This is a genomic window from Nocardia yamanashiensis NBRC 100130, assembly GCF_001613325.1.
Taxonomy (GTDB): domain Bacteria; phylum Actinomycetota; class Actinomycetes; order Mycobacteriales; family Mycobacteriaceae; genus Nocardia; species Nocardia yamanashiensis.
This window is the reverse complement of the sequence record NZ_BDCD01000003.1, coordinates 1-17863: the sequence shown is the minus strand read 5'-3', so window position 1 is coordinate 17863 and position 17863 is coordinate 1. Positions and strand designations below refer to the sequence as shown.

Below are 17863 nucleotides of genomic sequence, written 5' to 3'. Positions count from 1 at the left end.
CCGATCAGCCTACTTTCCGCCATGCGCGATCACCGACGTCACGCGTGCGCCCGGGCAGGCGCGCGGGCCACCAGGTGCGGTCGCCGAGCAGCAGCAGGAGCGCGGGCAGCAGCAGGATCCGAATGACGAAGGCGTCCAGCAGGACCGCGATCGCGAGGGCGAAGCCCATCTGCTTCATCTCCATGATGTGCAACGGGACGAACGCCGCGAATACGGTTGTCATGACGAAGGCAGCGCTGGTGACCACGCTCGCCGAACCCCCGATGCCGTCGAGCACGGCCTGCCGCATCGGTAATCCGCTCCGCCGGGCTTCTTCGATGCGGCTGAGCACGAACACCTGGTAGTCCATCGACAGCCCGAACAGGATGACCAGCAGCAGCAGCGGCACCCGGGAGCCGATCGTTCCCGTCGAGTGGAAATCGAGCAGGCGTTCGGCCCACGTGTGCTGGAAGGTCACGGTGAGCAGCCCGAGCGCGGCCCCGGCCGACAGCAGGTTGAGCACGACGCCGACGAGTCCGAGGACGACCGACCGGAACGCCCAGATCGTCAGCGCGCACGTGGCCAGCAGCAGCGCGCCGACGACCCAGGGCAATTGGCGTTTCTGATGCTCCGGATAATCGGCATAGCGGGCGACATCACCGGTCACGGCCGATTCGGCATCGGGAAGCGCACCCACGGTGGCGGGTACGTACATATCGCGCAGCCGCTCCAGCGAAGCCAGCGCCGCCGGTTCGCTCACGTAGTGCGGCACCGGAAGTTCCAGCAAAGCGACCCGATGATCGGGCGAGAAGCGCAACTCCGATGTTCCGGCCAGCGCCGGATCCGACTGCGCACGCCGGGCCAGCTCCGACAGTGCCCCGGTCACCTGGTCGAACATCTCGGGCCGGGCGGTGACCACGACCTGATGCATCGATTTCAGTTCCGGGAACGCTTGATTCAACCGATCGAACGTCCGCATGGCGGCGATACTCCGCGGATGGGTCTCCCGCCCCATATCGGACAGCTCGAGTCCGAGCAGCGGCGCCGTCGCGCCCAGCAGCGCGAGCACCGAGACAGCCAGGGCCGCGGCGGGTTCACGAGCGACGAATCCGAGCATCGCGCCCGTGATCCGCCCGGGCCGATGCCAGCGGGAGTCGGTAGCACTGTGCTGTCCGGGGCGATCGGATCGCGCGCCCAGCAGCACCAGCAGCCCCGGCAGGACCGTCGATGAGCCGAGCACGGCGACCAGGGTGACGAGAATCGTGGCGGTGGCGATCGAGGAGAAGATCACGTCGTCGGCCAGAAACATTGCCGCGCTGGAGATCGCGACCGCGAACCCGGAGATCATGACCGCCCGGCCCGAGGTGGCCGCGGCCAGTGCGACGACGGCCGCCGCGGGCAGTCTGCCGCGGGCGCGAGCGCGCTCTTCGCGTTCCCGCTTCAGATAGAACAGGGTGTAGTCGACGCCCACCGCCATCCCGATCAGCAGAATGATGTTGGTGCCCACCCCGTTGTCGGGCACCAGATGCGATGCGGGCATGGACAATCCGATGGCCGCGGCGATCGCCGAGATCGCCAGCAACGGCGGCACCAAGGCCAAGGTCACCGAGCGGAAGACGACCAGCAGCGTCAGCAGGGTGAGCGGCAGCGCGATCAGCTCGGTCCGTGACAGGTCGCGACCGCGCAGTTCCTCCACGCCCCGGCTGATCGACGGTCCGCCGGTCTCCTCCACCAGCAGGTCCGGGTTTGCGGCCTGCACCTGCGCGGTCTGCGCGCGCAGCGGCCCGACGTGCTTCTTGCCGTCGAGTTCGACGCCCGCCATGACGACGTCGATACGCACCACCCCACCGTCGCGCGAATACTGGGGCGCGCCAACCGTTTCCACTTCCGGCAAGGCTCGCATCCGGTCGCTGACCGCACGCACCGCCGCCGCGACGGCGGCCGTATCCGGCTCGGTCCCGGGCCGCGCCGTGATGAGCACCCGCTCGAGGGCCCGCTGTTGCAGTCCCCCTCGCGCGGCCATCGCCTCGCCGCGCCCGGCTTCCCCGACTCGGAAATCCTCGGTCCCCGCGGCCTTCCCACCGATCGCGAGTCCGATCCCCACACACAGCACCACGAAGAGCAGCCAGCTCACGATCGCCCACCCGGGGTGCCGAATACTCCAACGAGCCAAACCGATCGAGCGATTACGCATGGGATGAATCTTGTTCATCGCGCGATATTGCCGACAGCGGCTACCGGTGGAACCTCGGGTCCACCGATCAGTGGACCCCGCCGAATCCCGTCCGGCCGGCGCGCCGATCCCTGCGCCGGCCTACCTCGGCATCGAACTCCGCGACGTGGCTCCCGAGCAGATCACGCTCGGCCGCCTGATTCAGCGGTTGAAGAACATATCGGCCACCACGAGCACCACCGCCGCCGCCACCAATCCCGCGGCTAGCAGGATGGATTGGCCGATGGTCGCGCAAATGCCGGCCGCCATGAACAAACCCATCACCGGCAACCAGACGAAGACGTCGGGCGCTCCGAGCGCCCGCTTCTTGCTCGCCGCTCCCCCGCCCTGACCCGCGCGCCCGGACTGCGGACGTCGCGCCGTAGTAGTTCTTCCCTGTGTACTCACCCGCGCGACAATACAATTGACCGCCCGCCCGCGCGCGCCCAGGGGCGGATCGGGCGGACGTTCTCACGATGATCTCAGACAGCCGGCCGCGATTCGCTGACCAGCCAACGCCCGTCGGACTGTTCTTCCAGCTCGAGCACCAGGGTGAGCGGCACCAGATGCGAGTCCGGAATGTCGACGGTCCACTGCTGCTGTTTCACCGAGGCCAGCACCTCGGCCTTCTTGCCGTCCAGCGCGGTGACGCCGCAGTGGCTTTCGACGGCGGCGCTGCGCACGAACTGCCCGCCGATCCAATCCCGCAGCCCGGCGGTGGAATTGGCGAATTCCTGCTGCCAGACACCGGTGGAGGCGTTCTGCACGGCGGTGAAATACCGTTCCGGATCGGTGAAGTCGTAGCTGGTCAGCGTGACGGTGTAGTCGCAGGCCGCTTTCAGCGCGGCGGCGCGGCGGGTGTCGGCCTGTTTGGCGTCCGAGACCTGCTTGCGCTGTTCGGCGATGGTGTGCGCGCGTTCGTCGGCGGTGTCCTGCGCGCTGCTCGCCCGCATGCCGTAGAACGCGGTTCCGGCGATGCCGAGCACCGCCAGCACGCCCGCGGCAATGAGCGGCGTGCGCGATCCCGCGGATCGTTTGGACTCGTTGAGGAACGGCGGCGGCACGGCGGGCGCGTACTCCGGAATCGACGGAACCGTCACCGACTTCGTGCTGGAGCGCTGCGACGGTTTCGGATGCTCACCGGCCGTGGCCTGCGCACCCTCACCGGGGTTGGACATGAATGTACCCTTCTGAATCGTGATGGCTCGCATGGTATCCCGTGCGGGCTACCGGACGGGTGCCCAGTCGCATAGACCGGTATCGGGCGAGCGAATTCGACGATCGCGAAGGAGCGGCGGTTACGAAGCCGGGCGGGCCGGGCGCGGGGGCAATGCGCAGCAACCGGGCGTGCAGGGCGCGCCGTTGAGGGTGCAGCCGAGGCCGGTGACCGCGCCCAGGCGGGCCGGAGCGGCATCGGACAGGTACTCCTGCACCAGGTCCGCGACCAGGCGCGCGAACCGCGGATCCGGGCCGGGGGTGGCGGCGCGGGCGAAGGCGATGCCGAGTTCGGCGGCGCGCTGGGCGGCCTCGTTGTCAAGATCCCAGATCACTTCCAGGTGATCGGAGACGAACCCGACCGGGCACACCACGACCGCGTCCACGTCCTGGGCCGCCAGCGCGTCCAGGTGGTCGACGATGTCGGGGTCCAGCCACGGGATCTGCGGCGGCCCGGAGCGCGACTGCCACACCAGGTCGTGGTCGGCGAAACCGGTTGCGGCGGCGACCAATCGAGCCGCCTCGGCGACCTGGCGGCTGTAGAGATCCTGCTCCTGCGGCGGGCCGGACGCATGGTCGGCCGACACCGGGATGGAATGCGCGGTGAAGACCAGCCGGGCGCGTGCCTGCCGGTCCGCGGGTAGTCGCGCCACCGCCGCCCGCACGGCATCGGCGAACGCCTCGATCAGCAGCGGATGATCGAAGTACTGCCGCAGCTTGGTCAGATCGGGCGCGTCCGCCACCGCGTCACGCGCCCGCGAAATGTCCTCGTGGTATTGCAGGCACCCTGAATACCCGCCCCACGCGGAGGTCGGGAACACCAGCGCCGAGCGAATCCCGTCCGCGCGCATGCGTTCCACGGTGTCCTCCACCATGGGATGCCAATTGCGATTGCCGAAGTACACCGGCAGATCCCAACCGCGCGCGGCGAATTCGGCCTCGACCGCCTTGATGATCTCCAGATTCAAGGCATTGATCGGCGACACCCCGCCGAAGTGCAGATAGTGCTCCGCGACTTCGGCGAGCCGCTCCGGCGGGATGCCCCGGCCCCGGGTGACGTTCTCCAGGAACGGCATCACGTCCTCGGGGCGTTCGGGGCCGCCGAAAGACAGCAGTAGCAGCCCATCCACTTCGTGCGCAGTGGACTCGACAGCCACTGTGTCCTCCTCGAATCAGTTGGCCGCGAAGCCGTTTTCCGGGAACCAGGTGTTGTGGCTGGCGCCGCCGTCCACGTAGATGATGGAACCGGTGGTGCCCGGCAGCCAATCCGAGAGCAGCGTGACGATGGACTTGGCCACCACCGTCGGGTCGTCCACGTCCCAGCCGATGGGCGAGGCGCCGTCCCAGTACTCGTTGAGCATGTTCAGCTGCTTGGCGTCATCGGTGGCGGTGCCCGCGATGGCCTTGGCGGCGAGGGTCTTGATCGGGCCGGCCGCGATCAGGTTCGAGCGAATCTTCTTGGCCTCGCCCATTTCCCGCGCCACATAGCGGTTCACGGACTCGAGCGCGGCCTTGGCCACACCCATCCAGTTGTAGAACGGCATGGCGGTGCGCGGATCGAAGTCCATGCCCACGATGGAGCCGCCCTCGTTCATGACCGGCAGCACGGCGCGCGCCAGCGAGGCGTAGCTCCAGGCCGAGATCTCGAACGCCTTGGCCGCGTCCGGGCCGGGCGCGTCGAGGAAGTTGACCGCGTCCGGGCCCATCAGGGTCTTGGGCGCGAAGGCGATGGAGTGCAGCACGCCGTCGATGCCCTCGGGCGCCAGCTCCCGCACCTTGTCGGCCAGCTCCGAGAGGTTCTCCTCGCTGGTGATGTCGAGCCCGATCGCCGGCGGCACCTCCTGCGGCAGGCGCTTGGCGATCCGGTCGATCAGCCGCAGCCGCTCCGGAATACCGGTGATGATCACCTTCGCGCCCTGCTCCTGCGCGACCGCGGCCGCGTGGAAGGCGATGGAGGAATCGGTGATGATGCCGGTGATGAGTACGGTCTTGCCTTCGAGCAATCCACCCATGAGTTGGTCGGTTCTCCTCTTTGGAAGGGACAGGGAGTGCGCGGGTAGGGCAGAGCCTAGTGGCCCATGCCCATGCCGCCGTCGACCGGGATGATCGCGCCGGAGATGTAGGAGGCGTCGTCGCCGACCAGGAAGCTGACCACGCCGGCCACGTCCTCGGCCTGGCCGATCCGGCCCGCAGGGATGAAATCGAGCGCCGTCTTGCGCATTTCCGGGGTCATCTCGTCACGGGTCATATCGGTGTCGATGAGACCGGGCGCGACCACATTGGCGGTGATGTTGCGCTTGCCGACCTCACGGGTGATGGCGCGCGCCATACCGACCAGACCGGCCTTGGCCGCCGCGTAGCTGACCTGCGCCGGGGCGCCGATCTGCCCGACCACCGAGCCGAGGAAGACGATGCGGCCGAAGCGGTGCTTGAGCATATTGCGGTTGGCGCGCTGCGCCACTCGCCACGCACCGGTCAGGTTGGCGTCGATGACCTTGTTGAACGATTCCTCGCTCATGCGCATGAACAGCACGTTGTCGACGATGCCGGCGTTGGCCACCACGACCTCGATCGGACCCTGGTGCGCTTCGACCTCGGTGAACGCGCGATCGACCGATTCGGCATCGGTCACATCGCATTTCACGCCGAAGAGTCCCTCCGGCACCCCCGAACCACGATGGGTGACGGCAACCTTGTGTCCATCGGCGAGCAGACGCTGTGCGACCGCGAGCCCGATGCCGCGGTTGCCGCCCGTAACCAGTACCGACCTGGAAGAGTTCGACATGCCGTAGAACTTAACCGGTGAGGTCCGGGATGCCCACATTGGGGCAACATCACATTCGACATCGGAACAAAAACGACGAATGCCCGAAACCACCCGGCCGAGGTCGGGTAGCGTCGGGCATTTTCGCGGCCGCGGATTACGGAATGCGCTGGCGCAGTATCAGTCCGGAACCGACACCGGCGGCGACCAGCAGGCCGGCCAGGAGCATCCAGGGGCGGCTGGCGTCGCCACGGGTGTTCTCGTAGCCGATCTGCTCTTCCAGGGTGTCGTAGACGGCGTTCAATTCCTCCAGGCTGGAGGCGGTGTAGAACTCGCCGCCGGACAGTTTGGCGATCTCGCGCAGCGAGTCGTCGTCGACAGGGACCTTGACGCGCTGGGAGCCCTTGCCGTCGGAATCGGGGATCTCGACGGTGCCCCAGGTGGTGCCGAACGAAATCGTGGACACCGGAACGCCTTTGCTCTTCGCCAGGCGGGCCGCGGTGAAACCGTGGCGGGGATTGTCGACGTCGTTGTCGGCGGGGACCGTCTGCTTGCCGTCGGACATCAGGACGATGCGGGCGGGAGGCGGGGTCTCCGCGCCGCCCAGCACCGAAGCCAGGGTGTCGATGGATTGCAGGGCGGTCAGGATGCCTTCACCGGTGGCGGTGCGCTCGGCCAGTTTGATGTTATCGATGGCCGCCTTCACCGCTTCGCGATTGGTGGTCGGCGACATCTGCACCGAGGCCGTGCCCGCGAAGGTGACCAGGCCCAGGTTCACGCCCGGGGTCAGGCCGTCGGCGAATTCCTTGGCCGCCTTCTGCGCCACCTGCAGGCGGCTCGGCGGCACGTCGGTGGCCTCCATGGACAGCGACACGTCCAGCACCAGCACCACGGTGGCCCGGTTGCGCGGCACCTTCTTGGCCTCGGTCGGACCCGCGGCGGCGATGGTGAAGCACACCAGCGCGGTGAGCAGCAGCGCGATCGGGATGTGCCGCCACGGCTTCGGCCCGCTGGGCGCGACCTTCTCCAGCTGCTCCATATTGCTGAAGCGCAGCATCTGCTTGTGCCGCCCGCGCTGGACCAGCACGTACACCAGGGCGATGGCCGCGATCACGGCCAGGAACAGGAACCAGACATACGAAGTGAAGCCAGTAATACTCACTGCCGCGGTACCTGCCGGGTGGTCGAGGCGCCGAAGGTGTGGCGCCGGGCGGACACGAATCGCACCACATCGGTGATCCAGTCCCGATCGGTGCTCAGGGTCATCACGGGCGCACCGCAACTGCGCAGCGCACCCTCGACCTGCTGGCGATGCAGGCCGGCGGCGCGCGCGTAATCGGCGCGCAGCTGCGGGGTCACGCTGAACTCGCGGGTGCGGCCGGTCTCCGGATCGTGCAGCACCACATCGCCGAGGTCGGGCAATTCCAGATCACGCGGATCCAGGATCTCGACGCCGAGCAGATCGTGGCGGCCGGAGATGGCGCGCAGCGAACGCTGCCAGTCGATATCGCCGAGGAAATCGGAAATGATCACAGCCAGACCGCGTTTGCGCTGCGGACGGCGCAGGGCCTCGATGGCTCCGCGCAGATCCCCGCGCACCCCGTCACGGGCGTGCGGGGTGGTGGCGATCTTGCGCAGCATGGACTGGGCGTGCACGCGGCCGCTGTGCGCCGGAATGCGGATCAGCTGTTCGCCATTGGCGACGACCGCGCCGATCCGGTTACCGCCGCCGCTGGTCAGATGCGTGACCGCGGCGGCCGCGGCCACCACCAGATCCCGCTTCTGGCACAGGCCGGTGCCGAAGTCGAGGCTGGCGGACAGATCCACCACCAGCCAGGTCTCCAGCTCCCGGTCGGCGATCATCTGGCGCACGTGCGGATGCGTGGTGCGCGCGGTCACCGACCAATCCATCTGGCGCACATCGTCACCCGGCTGATACATGCGGGCGTCACCGGGCTCGGAGCCCGGGCCGGGAATCAGGCCCAGATGGTCACCGTGCAGCACCCCGTCCAGGCGGCGGCGCACGGTGAGCTCGAGGGTCTTCAAGGCGGCGGACAAACGCGGATCACTCAGCTCACCCGCCCGGAAGGAGGGCGGGCGGTGCGGTGAACCGCCGGACACGGGATTCGTCACGGGCGCAACCGGATCCGAATCTCGTCTCACTTGGCCTGCGGCTGGCCGGGCACGCCCGGAAGCTGACCGTTCGGCGGCTGCGGGATGCTCTGCTGCGGCGGCTGCGGGATCCCGGGCGCGCCCTGCGGGACGCCGTGCGGACCCATGGCGGGCGCGGCGGGCTGCGGCGCGGCGGGCATCGGAGCGGCCGGGGCGGCGCCGGTCGGGGCCACGGCCTGCGGGGCCACCTGCGGCAGGCCGACGGTCTGCAGCACGCGGCGGATCACCTCGTCGGGGGTGATCTCGTCGGCGAGCGCGTCGTAGGACAGCACCAGCCGGTGCCGCAGCACGTCCGGGATGACCTCCACGACGTCCTGCGGGACCACGTAGTCGCGGCCGCGGATCAGCGCCACCGCGCGCGCGGCGGCGATGATGCCGAGGCTGGCGCGCGGCGAGGCGCCGTAGGAGATCCAGCCGGCCACATCGTGCAGGCCGAAATCGGCGGGCTTACGGGTGGCGGCGATGACGCGCACGACGTAGTCCACCAGCGCGTGATGCACGAAGGTGTTGGCGGCCAGCTGCTGCAGGCGCACCAGCTCGGTCGGCTCCAGCACCCGCTTGGGCTCCGGCGGGGTCACGCCCATCCGGTAGATGATCTCGCGCTCTTCCTCCACCGACGGGTAGTCCACGACCACCTTGAACAGGAAGCGGTCGCGCTGCGCCTCGGGCAGCGGGTACACGCCTTCGGATTCGATCGGGTTCTGAGTCGCCATGACCAGGAACGGATTCGGCATCGGGTAGGTCTTGCCGCCGATCGACACGTGCCGTTCGGCCATCACCTCGAGCAGCGCCGACTGCACCTTGGCGGGCGCGCGGTTGATCTCGTCGGCGAGCACGAAGTTCGCCACCACCGGGCCGAGTTCGGTGTCGAACTCCTCGCGGCCCTGCCGGTAGATACGGGTACCGACGAGGTCGGTAGGCACCAGGTCGGGCGTGAACTGCACACGAGAGAAGCTGCCGCCCACCACTTTCGCGAAGGTCTCCACGGCGAGGGTCTTGGCGATACCCGGCACACCCTCCAGGAGCACATGTCCCCGCGCGAGCACACCCACGAGCAGCCGCTCCACCAGGCGATCCTGGCCGACGATCACCCGCTTGACTTCGTAGATCGCCTTTTCCAGCGTCTGGACATCGCGCTCGAGGGTGCTGGAAACGGGAGCCGGCGTATCCGATTTCGCCATCGTCGCCCCACTCACACCATCAGTCGAAGTCACCCAACATCCCCGCTTTCGCCTTGGTCTCTGTGCGTGCTGCCACAACTATTCCAGGTATCTGCCGTAATTGCCGCACCTGGTTGGGATCAGCCGCCCTGGTTCGCAGTCTGCCAGTCTCATTCCAGCAAACGATCGATGGCCTCCGCGACGGGCGTGGTGCCGTCGGTCAGCTCGACGATCACCCGGTTCAATTCGGGGCGATGCAGAGCCGCGGCCAGGAACGCGGCGACGTCATCGCGGGCCACGTCCCCGTATTCGATGGCCGGACCCGCGGTGACCAGGCCGTTTCCGGGTTCGTTGCGCAGCGTGCCGGGACGCACGATGAGCCAGTCCAGTGCGGTGCGGGTCAGATACACATCGGCGGTCTTCTTCACCCGCATGTAGTGCTCGAATCCCTCGCCGGTGTCGCGGTCGCGCCCGGCATCGGGGAAGACCGAGACCAGCAGGAATCGCGACACTCCGGCGAGCCGGGCGGCGTCGGCGGCTTTCTCCAGGCCTTTTCCGTCGATGAGGGTGGTCTTGTCCATGCCGGTGCCGTGCGCGCCCGCGGAGAAGACGATGGCGTCGTGGCCGCGGAATTTTTCGGCCAGTGCATCGATGCCGTCGGTGATGAGATCACCCGTGACGGGGGTCGCGCCGGAATCGGTGATGGTGTCGGCCTGATCGGGATTGCGGTGCATACCGGTGACTTCGTCGCCGACTTCGGTCAGCAGGGCGGCCAAACGACGGCCGATCCCGCCCGCGGCGCCGATCTGGAAGACCTTCACGAGCAACTCCTCCGGGTAGTTTCACTGTCAAACGAACAGTTTGGGGGACGAATGGACGAGGACGCGGGACGACGCCCCAAAGGGCTGGGAAAACGCGCGTGGGTGACCACGAAACTGGTGCGCCGGGTCTTGCGCGGGCTGGCGTGGTCGCGGTTCGTGCACGTCACGGTGATCGGACGCGAGTCGGTGCCGGCGCACGGGCCGGTGATCGTGGCGAGCAATCACATTTCGATGCTCGATGCGGTGTTTCTGTGGGGTGCGCTGCGGCGGCGCGCGATCGCCATCGCCATGGCCGAGTTGTGGTCGTGGCCGGTGGTGGGCTGGCTGGTGCGGCGGCTCGGGCAGATTCCGGTGGTGCGCAAGGACAGTGCGTCGGGGCAGGCGGCGATGACGCAGGCGGAGACGATTCTGCGGCACGGCGGCGTGCTGATCATCTACCCGGAGGGGCGGCTGGTCGGGCCCGGGGAGCACGAACCGTACAAGCCCGGGGTGGCGAAACTGGCGCTGGCGACCGGGGTTCCGATCGTGCCGGTGGGGACCTGGGGCACCGACCGGGTGCTGCCCATGCGGCGGGTGCGCGGGGACGGCAAGGCGTTCGACCGCAGTCAGCGGGTGCGGATTCACTTCGGCGCACCGCTCGATCCCGCCGAATTCGATGATCCGGACAAACTGCTCGAGGTCCTGCGGTCGCGGATCGAGGAACTGAGTTCAGGCGAGCCCGGTGAGAGCGCGTAACGCGGTGTGCGAGGGCGTGTCCGGTTCGGCGCTGTAGACGACCACCGCCCGCGCGCCCGGATCGGCGGGCAGGGTGAGGAATTCGTAATCCAGGTGCAGGTCACCGGCGCGCGGATGCTGTAGGTGGTAGCGGCCGTGGGCGATATCGGTGACGTCCTGGGTGTCCCACATGTGGCGGAATTGTTCGCTGGTCGCGGTCATCTCGGTGAGCAGGGCGCGCAGGGCCGGATCGGCGGGGCGGGCGGCGGCGCGCAGGCGCAGATAGGTGACGATCTGGCGGGCCACGCGCGGCCAGACCGGTGCGCACAGCGCGCGGACGGCGTCATGGCGGAAGACCAGGTGGGCCCAGGTGCGTTCGGGGCCGGGGATATTCGCGAAGTCGATATCGAAGACGGCGGCGGCGGCGCGGTTCCAGCCCAGGATGTCGGTGTGATGCCCGACCACATAGGCGGGCGTAGGGTCCAGGGCCGCGAGCATCTGGGTCAGGCGCGGGCGCAGCACCGGACCCGGTGCGGCCGTTTCGGTCCGGGGCGGGCGCGCGAGGTTGTAGAGGTAGTCGCGTTCGTCGGGGTCCAGGCGCAGCGCCGTCGCCACCGCGTCGATCACCGCGTCCGAGACATTGTCCAGGCGGCCGCGTTCGAAGCGGATGTAGTAGTCGACGCTGATGCCGGCCAACCGCGCCAGCTCCTCCCGGCGCAGACCCGGCACGCGGCGGCGGTCGCCGTACGGGATCAGACCGACCTGATCCGGGCGCAGGCGGGCGCGCCGGGTGCGCAGGAACGCGCCGATCTTCGGGATCTCCTCCACGGTCGGCCATCTTAAAGGGGGCCTGACAGACCCCCGGTTGCGTGGACCCGGGGCGAAACAGGGTGCTCCCGAGGGACTTCCGGGTCGCCGAGGCTGGATGCCGGGGCCGCTTTCGGCCATCGCCCGGCTAACTCGGAAGGAATCCGGAATCCATGCAGCGCGCGTTGCTCGTGATCGACGTACAGAACGAATACATCGGGGGCGGACTGCCCATCGCCTATCCGCCGCTGGACATCAGTCTGGCCAATATCGGCGCTGCCATGGACGCGGCGGCGCGGGCCGGGATCCCGATCGTCATGATTCAGCATGCCGCTCCCCCGGAATCACCGCTGTTCGCGGTCGGCAGTGCGGGTTTCGCCCTGCATCCGGTGGTGGCGGAGCGGCCGTACACGGTCTTGCTGGAGAAGACGCTGCCGTCCAGTTTCACCGGGACGGGGTTGGCGGAGTGGCTGACCGAGCGTGGGATCGACACGGTGGTGATCGCGGGGTATATGACGCAGAACTGCGATGAGTCCACCGCGCGCGATGCCGTGCACCGGGGGTTCGCGGTGGAGTTCCTGGCCGATGCCACCGGGACGCTCGGGATGGCCAATGAGGCGGGGAATGTCGGTGCCGAGCAGTTGCACGAGGCGGTGCTGGTGACCTTGCAGTCGCGATTCGCCGCGGTGTGCACGACCCGGGAGTGGATCGAGGCGATCGCGGGCGGGCCGGAACCGGTGCGGTCGAACATCTTCGCCAGTACCGCCGCGGCGCGGTCGTGAGCGGCGAAATACTGCACATCCCAGTCGGTTTGGATCTCGCGGCGGTGGCGGTCGGGGCGGTCGGCGGGGCGGCCGCCGCGACCGTGCGGGCCGCCGCCGAGCGGATCGACGTGCTCGGGGTGGTCATCGTCGGATTCGCGACCGGGCTCGGCGGGAGCTTGCTGCGCGATGTGCTGCTGGGTGCGCCGCCCGCCGCCCTGCGCGGCGACCGCTATCTGCTGGTTACGGTTCTCGCGGCCGGTGCGGGAATGGTCTTCGCGCGCTTGGTCGTTCGCGTGGAGATTGCGGTGCTGCTGCTGGACGCGGTATCCATCGGGCTGTACCTGACGCTCGGGATCACCAAAGCCGAGCACGCCGGGCTGCCGGTGGGCAGCGCTGTACTGGTCGGGTTGGTGGCGTGCAGCGGCGGCGGACTGCTGCGCGATCTGCTGCTCGGCGACCCGATCGGTCTGATTCGCGTCGGATCCTGGTACGTCACAGCCGCTTTGGGCGCGGCCGCGATATTCCTGCTCGCCCGGCCGTGGTCCGGATCACTCGCCGCCACGATCGCGGCGGTGGTCGTGGCCGCGGGCCTGCGCATACTCGCGCTCGGGCGCTCCTGGACGAGTCCGCTTGCCCGGCCGGTTATTCCGCCCGCCTTGACTGATCGGAATCAAAGTGATTCGATTTGAATCACTATGGTTCCAGTGAATCACCCCGAAGAGGGCGCGACCGACGCCGCGGCAGTTGCCGCGAATCCGGTTGCGCCCGAGTCGCACCCACGGGTGCGGCTCGGTGGTGAGCTACGCCGCCTGCGCGACCTGGCCGGGATCTCCGGCCGGGAACTGGCCAAGCGGGTCGGAATCAGCCAGTCCACGCTCTCGCGCATCGAAGCGGGTCACGTGGTGCCGTCGCTACCGCAGGTGCTGGACTGGGCGCGCGAGGTCGGCGCCGAACCGGAATGCCAGCACGCGCTACGCACTCTCACCGAAGCGGCGCATTCGCCCGAGGTGCACGACTGGGCGGCCTCGCTCGTCGGCCGCCCCCACCTACAGGACGACATCCGCGAATTCGAGGAAGACGCGCACCTGGTGCGGAACTTCCAGCCGTCGCTGATCCCGGGGCTACTACAGACCGCCGACTACGCACGGCGGGTATTCGCCAATTTCGATCCCCCCTATTCCAAAGAAGACCTGGCGGCCGCGCTCGCCGCGCGCCTGCATCGTCAGCTCGTGCTGTACGACACCGCCAAACGGTTCGAATTCCTCATTACCGAAGCGGCACTGCGCTTCCGGCCCGGACCCCATCGGGTGCTGCTGGCCCAGCTCGATCGGATCATTTCCATCGAGACCCTCGATACGGTCACCATCGGCGTGATTCCGCAGGATATCGAGGCGTGCACCACGATTCCGCACGGTTTCGTCATTTACGAGAACGAGGACAACGCGCTCGCGTCGGCGGAGCCGATCCCGGGGAACATGGTTTCCCGAGGCCCCGAACAGGTCGACGCCCATCGACGCCGCTGGGACGCATTGACGCGAATGGCCTTGTTCGACACCGACGCCCGCGAATTCATCGCCGCACTCCGGGCCGAAATCCTCCGCATGTCCACCACTTGACCTGATTCACGCGGCTGTACGAGGGGTCGGCCGCACGAGGGGTGGTGGTGTCGCAGCGAATTCGCTGCGACACCACCTGCCTCACAACAATCCGAAATCGAATTCGCCGGCGCGTACGCCCGACACGAATGCCCGCCACTCCGATCGCGTGAACCACAAGGTCGGGCTGTACCGATCCTTGGAGTCACGCAACGCGATCCGGCCGTCGTGGTACGCGACCTCGACGCAATCGCCGCCGCCGTAACTGAAGCTGCTCTTCGCAAACCTCGGGCCGCCGCGATGCTCCCCGCGAATCTTGTTGCCGTTCATGGCATTCATTCCTTCCCCCGGAGGGCCACTCCCCATGACCCTGCACGTGAATCGCTTACGACACACACAGTGATATCCGAACCGCCGGCTGCGCAACTGAATTCGCCCGGGCCCGCCCGCCGGCGCACCGAATTTCCCATGTACGCAACTCTACGGCGACCCACCGACAAGAAAGATCACTCGACGCGGCCACCGCGCAGGGCGGCTTCCTTCCGATCGGCGGGCCGTTCCGGCGGATCCACGGGCGCCGGATCAGCGACTCCCTGGCTATCACCCTGCGTTACCAGTTCGGAAATGAGCGGCAGCTTCGACATCACGAAGTCCACCCCGGGATTGACGATGCCGCGCAGCACCGACAGGACCGACCACTGACTCGGCGCGATGATCTGCGCGGACCGCTGCTCGATGCCGCGAATCAGCGCCTCCGCGCCCTGTTCCGGGGTGAGGTGCTGATTCAACGGCCATGGCACCAAACCGGTTCCGCGCACCCCGAGCGGATCGGTGTCGACCTCGAAACGCACCATGTCGGTGTCCACGAACCCGAAGTAGGCGACCGTGACGCTCGCCCGGTGCGGCGCGAGCTCCACGCGCAGCGCCCGCCCGAACTGTTCCACCGCGGCCTTGCTGGCCGCGTACGGGGCCACGAACGCGCCCTGGGTGAACGCGTAGATGGACGACACCAGCGAGATGTGCCCGCGCGTCTCGAGAATGTGCGGCAGCGCCGCGTGCGCGGTGTAGTAGGCGCCCAGCAGATTGACCCGCACCACCTTCTCGAACTCCTCCGGCGGCATGGCGCGCACCGTGGCCAGCCGCGCCGTCACCCCCGCATTGGCCACCGCCACATCCAACCGCCCGAATCGCTCGACGGTTGCCGCCACCGCCAACTCCACCGCCGCCCGATCCCCCACATCCGCCCCCAGCCCGAGCACCCCGTCCCCCAAACTCGCAGCCACCTTCGCCGCGTTCTCACCGTCCCGCCCGATAATCGCGACCCGCGCCCCCCGTTCCCGCAGCGCCCGCGCGGTCGCCAACCCGATCCCCCGCGTTCCCCCCGTCACCAGCGCCACCTTGCCGTTCAATTCCAATCGGCCCATCGTCAATGCTCCTCTCCGGCTTTCGAACCGGTCCGGAAGACATCGCCGCTGATCGCCACCGAATCCCACGGTCCATTCTTTTAGAACCCGAATCCTAGAGCGCCGCAATACATTCCGCAGCACCCCCGACAATTCGCCAGCCCGACGGTCCGATTCGATTTTTCGACAACCCCGCCATTCCCACCCCGGGTCCCCGCAAACCCGCACCCCGGATCACCTGTACTAGCTGCATATTCGCTGGCCAGCTACCACGCCCGTGCTGGTAGCGTCCCGGGCGTGGAGACATTCAGTGATGCTTTGACGTCTCTCGCTCGGGGGAGCCTGCGCGGAGCCATGGAACAATACGATGCTTTCTCACGAGCGATTCCGGTGGGACATACCCGCGTGGACGCGGAGGTGGCCAAGGTGTGGATCGGGGGGCGGGAGTTCGGGCGGTCGGGGCATTTGGGGTCGTTTGCGGAGGATGGGACGTTTCTGTGGGCTTGGGCGAACGATCAGCTGCGGGGGTGGGCGGGGACGGAGCATGCGAATCGGTTGCGGGACATCGGTGTTCGGCACGATGTGCCGGAACTGACGAGCGCGCTGGTTGATTTGAATCGGTTCGAGGATCCGTGGCTGGCAGCTGATCAGCTGGCGTTGCTGGCGCAGGCGGTGCTGGGTGTGCGGGGGATGACGAAGTTCAATCATGGTGGGCGCGCGTACACCTATTTGATGATCGATGACGAGTCGGTGCCGGTGGCAGTGGCGGATCCGGAGCGCACTGCCATTTTCGAGCGGGCCGCCGGCGAATTGTTGCGTGGCACGACCGAGCGGGTGATCAATACCGGTGGCCCGGCACCGCGTGGGGCTGCTCCCGGCTTCATTCCCGATTCACTGCTGCCCGTGCTCGCGCCCGGGGCGGCCATCGCCATGGGGATGAGCGGTGTCCTGCTCGATGCCGAGCCCGCTCTCGCCGAACTCCCCCAGCGCCGACCGGTCTGGGATCGCGCCTCCGGCCGCTTCTGCTACGCCGGACGGCCCGATTTGACCTTCGAAGCCGCCGAAATCGGGCACTTCGATACCCAGCGCCAACTCTGGGAATGGTCCGATTCCGCTTTCCAGGGCGTCGCCACCCTTCGCGCCATCGCCACCCAGCACGAGGCCGATCACCTGGCCGCCCAGCAGGTTCCGCTGCACGACCAGGAGAAGCCCGCCAATATCGCGAACCTGCTGGCTGCCGCCGCGGTCCATCGCGGCGGAGCGGTCGGCTGGCTGTTCGCTCCCACCGCGACCGGCTACGTCAACCTCGCCCTCACCGATCCCCGCGTATCGGCGCGCGGCACCGACCCCGACCACGCCTGCGCGATTCTCGAGAACGCCGCCGACATGCTGCATCCGTTGACCCGCGTGCACAATCGCTATCCGACGATGCGCGCGCTGGTATCCGGATTCCTCGAATACCACGGGCTGCCAATGCTTTACGTCGGCGAACCGTATTTCACCGGCGCGATGTTCGGCCTCTACGAATTGCGTGCCGAATACGGTTCCGAGGGTGGGCTGATCCGCACCCATTACGACATCATGGGTGCGCTCAGGACTGTGTGATGGGCAGCCAGCGTTGCTGAACGAAGCTGATCGCGGCGGCGTCCAGCACATACGTTTCGAGATATCCGCACGTGCTGCAGACGAATTGCCATAGGCCGGTCGTGTTGTGGCCCTGCACCATTCCCCGGAATCCGGGGCCGGTGTGTGGCATGAGGACCGCGTGCGGGTGCTCGCCCAGTCGGAGGCCGTTCTGGGCGGCGTAGATTGTGGTGGCCGAGCATTTCGGGCAGATTCCGTTGCGCATTCGCAGAAACCTAGATGTCAGCGGGTGCGATGGCGGGTTTTTCGGCGGGCTCGGCGGCGGCTCCATTCATGGTCGGGGCCTTGACCTTGAGGTTTTCGGTCAGTTGCCTGGCCTCGATACGGTCGATGGACTGCAGCATCAGCTGCGCCACATCCACGACCTCGACACCCTGACCGACCTCGCCACCGTCCTTACGGGCGGTGACACCGTCGGTCAGCATCACGCGGCAGAACGGGCAACCCGTCGCGATCATCGACGGCTCATTACCACCGTTGAGGGTGGACAGGGCCTCATCGACGCGATCGACGTTGATGCGCTTGCCGAGCTGTTCTTCCATCCACATGCGGGCGCCACCAGCACCACAGCACATCGAGCGCTCCCCGTGACGCGGCATCTCCACCAGCGTGG

At 67.8% G+C, this 17863-nt stretch carries 20 protein-coding genes; 5 read left to right on the top strand and 15 right to left on the bottom strand.

Features of this window, described 5'->3' with window-relative positions; all coding sequences use genetic code 11:
• Window positions 1-4: 4 nt before the first annotated feature.
• The 10 genes from NY1_RS03150 to NY1_RS03105 form a co-directional block, all read right to left on the bottom strand.
• A complete protein-coding gene (locus NY1_RS03150) occupies window positions 5-2113 on the bottom strand; it encodes an MMPL family transporter (protein WP_218028298.1) in 2109 nt (702 codons plus the stop codon).
• 240 nt (window positions 2114-2353) lie between these two features.
• On the bottom strand, window positions 2354-2599 hold the full coding sequence (locus NY1_RS42600; RefSeq protein ID WP_157762011.1) for a hypothetical protein: 246 nt from the start codon (window positions 2597-2599) through the stop codon (window positions 2354-2356).
• 74 nt (window positions 2600-2673) lie between these two features.
• Complete coding sequence (locus NY1_RS03140) at window positions 2674-3369, bottom strand: hypothetical protein (protein WP_157575277.1); 696 nt, start codon at window positions 3367-3369, stop codon at window positions 2674-2676.
• A 120-nt stretch (window positions 3370-3489) separates the two neighbouring features.
• The gene (locus NY1_RS03135) at window positions 3490-4563 is read right to left on the bottom strand and encodes a ferrochelatase (RefSeq protein ID WP_067708001.1); all 1074 of its coding nucleotides are present in this window, start codon (window positions 4561-4563) and stop codon (window positions 3490-3492) included.
• A gap of 15 nt (window positions 4564-4578) precedes the next feature.
• A complete protein-coding gene (inhA, locus tag NY1_RS03130; protein WP_067707998.1) occupies window positions 4579-5418 on the bottom strand; it encodes an NADH-dependent enoyl-ACP reductase InhA in 840 nt (279 codons plus the stop codon).
• 56 nt (window positions 5419-5474) lie between these two features.
• Window positions 5475-6191, bottom strand: coding sequence for a 3-oxoacyl-ACP reductase FabG1 (fabG1, locus tag NY1_RS03125; RefSeq protein ID WP_067707995.1), 717 nt, complete (start codon window positions 6189-6191; stop codon window positions 5475-5477).
• Between the two features lie 136 nt (window positions 6192-6327).
• Complete coding sequence (locus NY1_RS03120) at window positions 6328-7332, bottom strand: VWA domain-containing protein (protein ID WP_067707993.1); 1005 nt, start codon at window positions 7330-7332, stop codon at window positions 6328-6330.
• Window positions 7329-8303, bottom strand: coding sequence for a DUF58 domain-containing protein (locus NY1_RS03115; RefSeq protein WP_067707990.1), 975 nt, complete (start codon window positions 8301-8303; stop codon window positions 7329-7331). Before NY1_RS03115 ends, NY1_RS03120 begins: the two co-directional genes overlap by 4 nt.
• Window positions 8304-8329: 26 nt before the next feature.
• Window positions 8330-9523, bottom strand: coding sequence for an AAA family ATPase (locus NY1_RS03110; protein WP_067707987.1), 1194 nt, complete (start codon window positions 9521-9523; stop codon window positions 8330-8332).
• A gap of 149 nt (window positions 9524-9672) precedes the next feature.
• Entirely contained in the window at window positions 9673-10323 is a 651-nt protein-coding gene (locus NY1_RS03105) for an NAD(P)H-binding protein (protein WP_067708207.1), read from the bottom strand.
• Between the two features lie 102 nt (window positions 10324-10425).
• On the opposite strand from NY1_RS03105, the gene NY1_RS03100 reads away from it, so the two are divergent.
• A complete protein-coding gene (locus NY1_RS03100) occupies window positions 10426-11058 on the top strand; it encodes a lysophospholipid acyltransferase family protein (protein WP_233434180.1) in 633 nt (210 codons plus the stop codon).
• Here NY1_RS03100 and NY1_RS03095 read toward each other — a convergent pair.
• The gene (locus tag NY1_RS03095) at window positions 11032-11865 is read right to left on the bottom strand and encodes a helix-turn-helix domain-containing protein (RefSeq protein WP_067707982.1); all 834 of its coding nucleotides are present in this window, start codon (window positions 11863-11865) and stop codon (window positions 11032-11034) included. The genes NY1_RS03100 and NY1_RS03095 overlap by 27 nt on opposite strands.
• Window positions 11866-12017: 152 nt before the next feature.
• On the opposite strand from NY1_RS03095, the gene NY1_RS03090 reads away from it, so the two are divergent.
• From NY1_RS03090 to NY1_RS03080, 3 genes are read left to right on the top strand one after another with little or no spacing between them, the layout of a single operon-like run.
• Window positions 12018-12626: a cysteine hydrolase family protein gene (locus NY1_RS03090; protein ID WP_067707979.1), complete on the top strand. Its 609-nt coding sequence runs from the start codon at window positions 12018-12020 to the stop codon at window positions 12624-12626.
• Window positions 12623-13297, top strand: a complete 675-nt coding sequence (locus tag NY1_RS03085) for a trimeric intracellular cation channel family protein (protein WP_157575275.1) — start codon at window positions 12623-12625, stop codon at window positions 13295-13297. Before NY1_RS03090 ends, NY1_RS03085 begins: the two co-directional genes overlap by 4 nt.
• Window positions 13298-13312: 15 nt before the next feature.
• The gene (locus NY1_RS03080; protein WP_218028297.1) at window positions 13313-14224 is read left to right on the top strand and encodes a helix-turn-helix domain-containing protein; all 912 of its coding nucleotides are present in this window, start codon (window positions 13313-13315) and stop codon (window positions 14222-14224) included.
• 81 nt (window positions 14225-14305) lie between these two features.
• Here NY1_RS03080 and NY1_RS03075 read toward each other — a convergent pair whose 3' ends face one another.
• Together NY1_RS03075 and NY1_RS03070 are read right to left on the bottom strand one after the other, a co-directional pair.
• Window positions 14306-14533 carry a DUF397 domain-containing protein gene (locus NY1_RS03075; protein WP_067707974.1) on the bottom strand — a complete coding sequence of 76 codons (228 nt, stop codon included), beginning with the start codon at window positions 14531-14533 and terminating at the stop codon, window positions 14306-14308.
• Window positions 14534-14709: 176 nt separating this feature from the next.
• Window positions 14710-15627, bottom strand: a complete 918-nt coding sequence (locus tag NY1_RS03070) for a short-chain dehydrogenase/reductase (protein WP_067707971.1) — start codon at window positions 15625-15627, stop codon at window positions 14710-14712.
• Window positions 15628-15960: 333 nt separating this feature from the next.
• Between NY1_RS03070 and NY1_RS03065 the strand changes: the two genes are divergently transcribed.
• Window positions 15961-17211 (top strand): DUF6882 domain-containing protein, encoded by a 1251-nt coding sequence (locus tag NY1_RS03065; protein WP_067707968.1) that lies wholly within the window; start codon window positions 15961-15963, stop codon window positions 17209-17211.
• Here NY1_RS03065 and NY1_RS03060 read toward each other — a convergent pair.
• Both NY1_RS03060 and NY1_RS03055 read right to left on the bottom strand, forming a co-directional pair.
• Window positions 17198-17455 carry a hypothetical protein gene (locus tag NY1_RS03060; RefSeq protein ID WP_067707965.1) on the bottom strand — a complete coding sequence of 86 codons (258 nt, stop codon included), beginning with the start codon at window positions 17453-17455 and terminating at the stop codon, window positions 17198-17200. The two genes, NY1_RS03065 and NY1_RS03060, sit on opposite strands and share 14 nt — an antisense overlap.
• Before the next feature lie 10 nt (window positions 17456-17465).
• Window positions 17466-17863 (bottom strand): heterodisulfide reductase-related iron-sulfur binding cluster (locus NY1_RS03055; protein ID WP_233434179.1); only part of this gene is annotated, 398 nt, incomplete at its 5' end.

Bases quoted from the DNA above. Each gene is read 5' to 3' on its own strand.
- NY1_RS03075 (WP_067707974.1), bottom strand. From the start codon at position 14,533: ATGAACGGCAACAAGATTCGCGGGGAGCATCGCGGCGGCCCGAGGTTT.
- NY1_RS03065 (WP_067707968.1), top strand. From the start codon at position 15,961: ATGGAACAATACGATGCTTTCTCACGAGCGATTCCGGTGGGACATACC.
- NY1_RS03070 (WP_067707971.1), bottom strand. From the start codon at position 15,627: ATGGGCCGATTGGAATTGAACGGCAAGGTGGCGCTGGTGACGGGGGGA.
- inhA (WP_067707998.1), bottom strand. From the start codon at position 5,418: ATGGGTGGATTGCTCGAAGGCAAGACCGTACTCATCACCGGCATCATC.
- fabG1 (WP_067707995.1), bottom strand. From the start codon at position 6,191: ATGTCGAACTCTTCCAGGTCGGTACTGGTTACGGGCGGCAACCGCGGC.
- NY1_RS03140 (WP_157575277.1), bottom strand. From the start codon at position 3,369: ATGTCCAACCCCGGTGAGGGTGCGCAGGCCACGGCCGGTGAGCATCCG.
- NY1_RS03110 (WP_067707987.1), bottom strand. From the start codon at position 9,523: ATGGCGAAATCGGATACGCCGGCTCCCGTTTCCAGCACCCTCGAGCGC.
- NY1_RS03060 (WP_067707965.1), bottom strand. From the start codon at position 17,455: ATGCGCAACGGAATCTGCCCGAAATGCTCGGCCACCACAATCTACGCC.
- NY1_RS03090 (WP_067707979.1), top strand. From the start codon at position 12,018: ATGCAGCGCGCGTTGCTCGTGATCGACGTACAGAACGAATACATCGGG.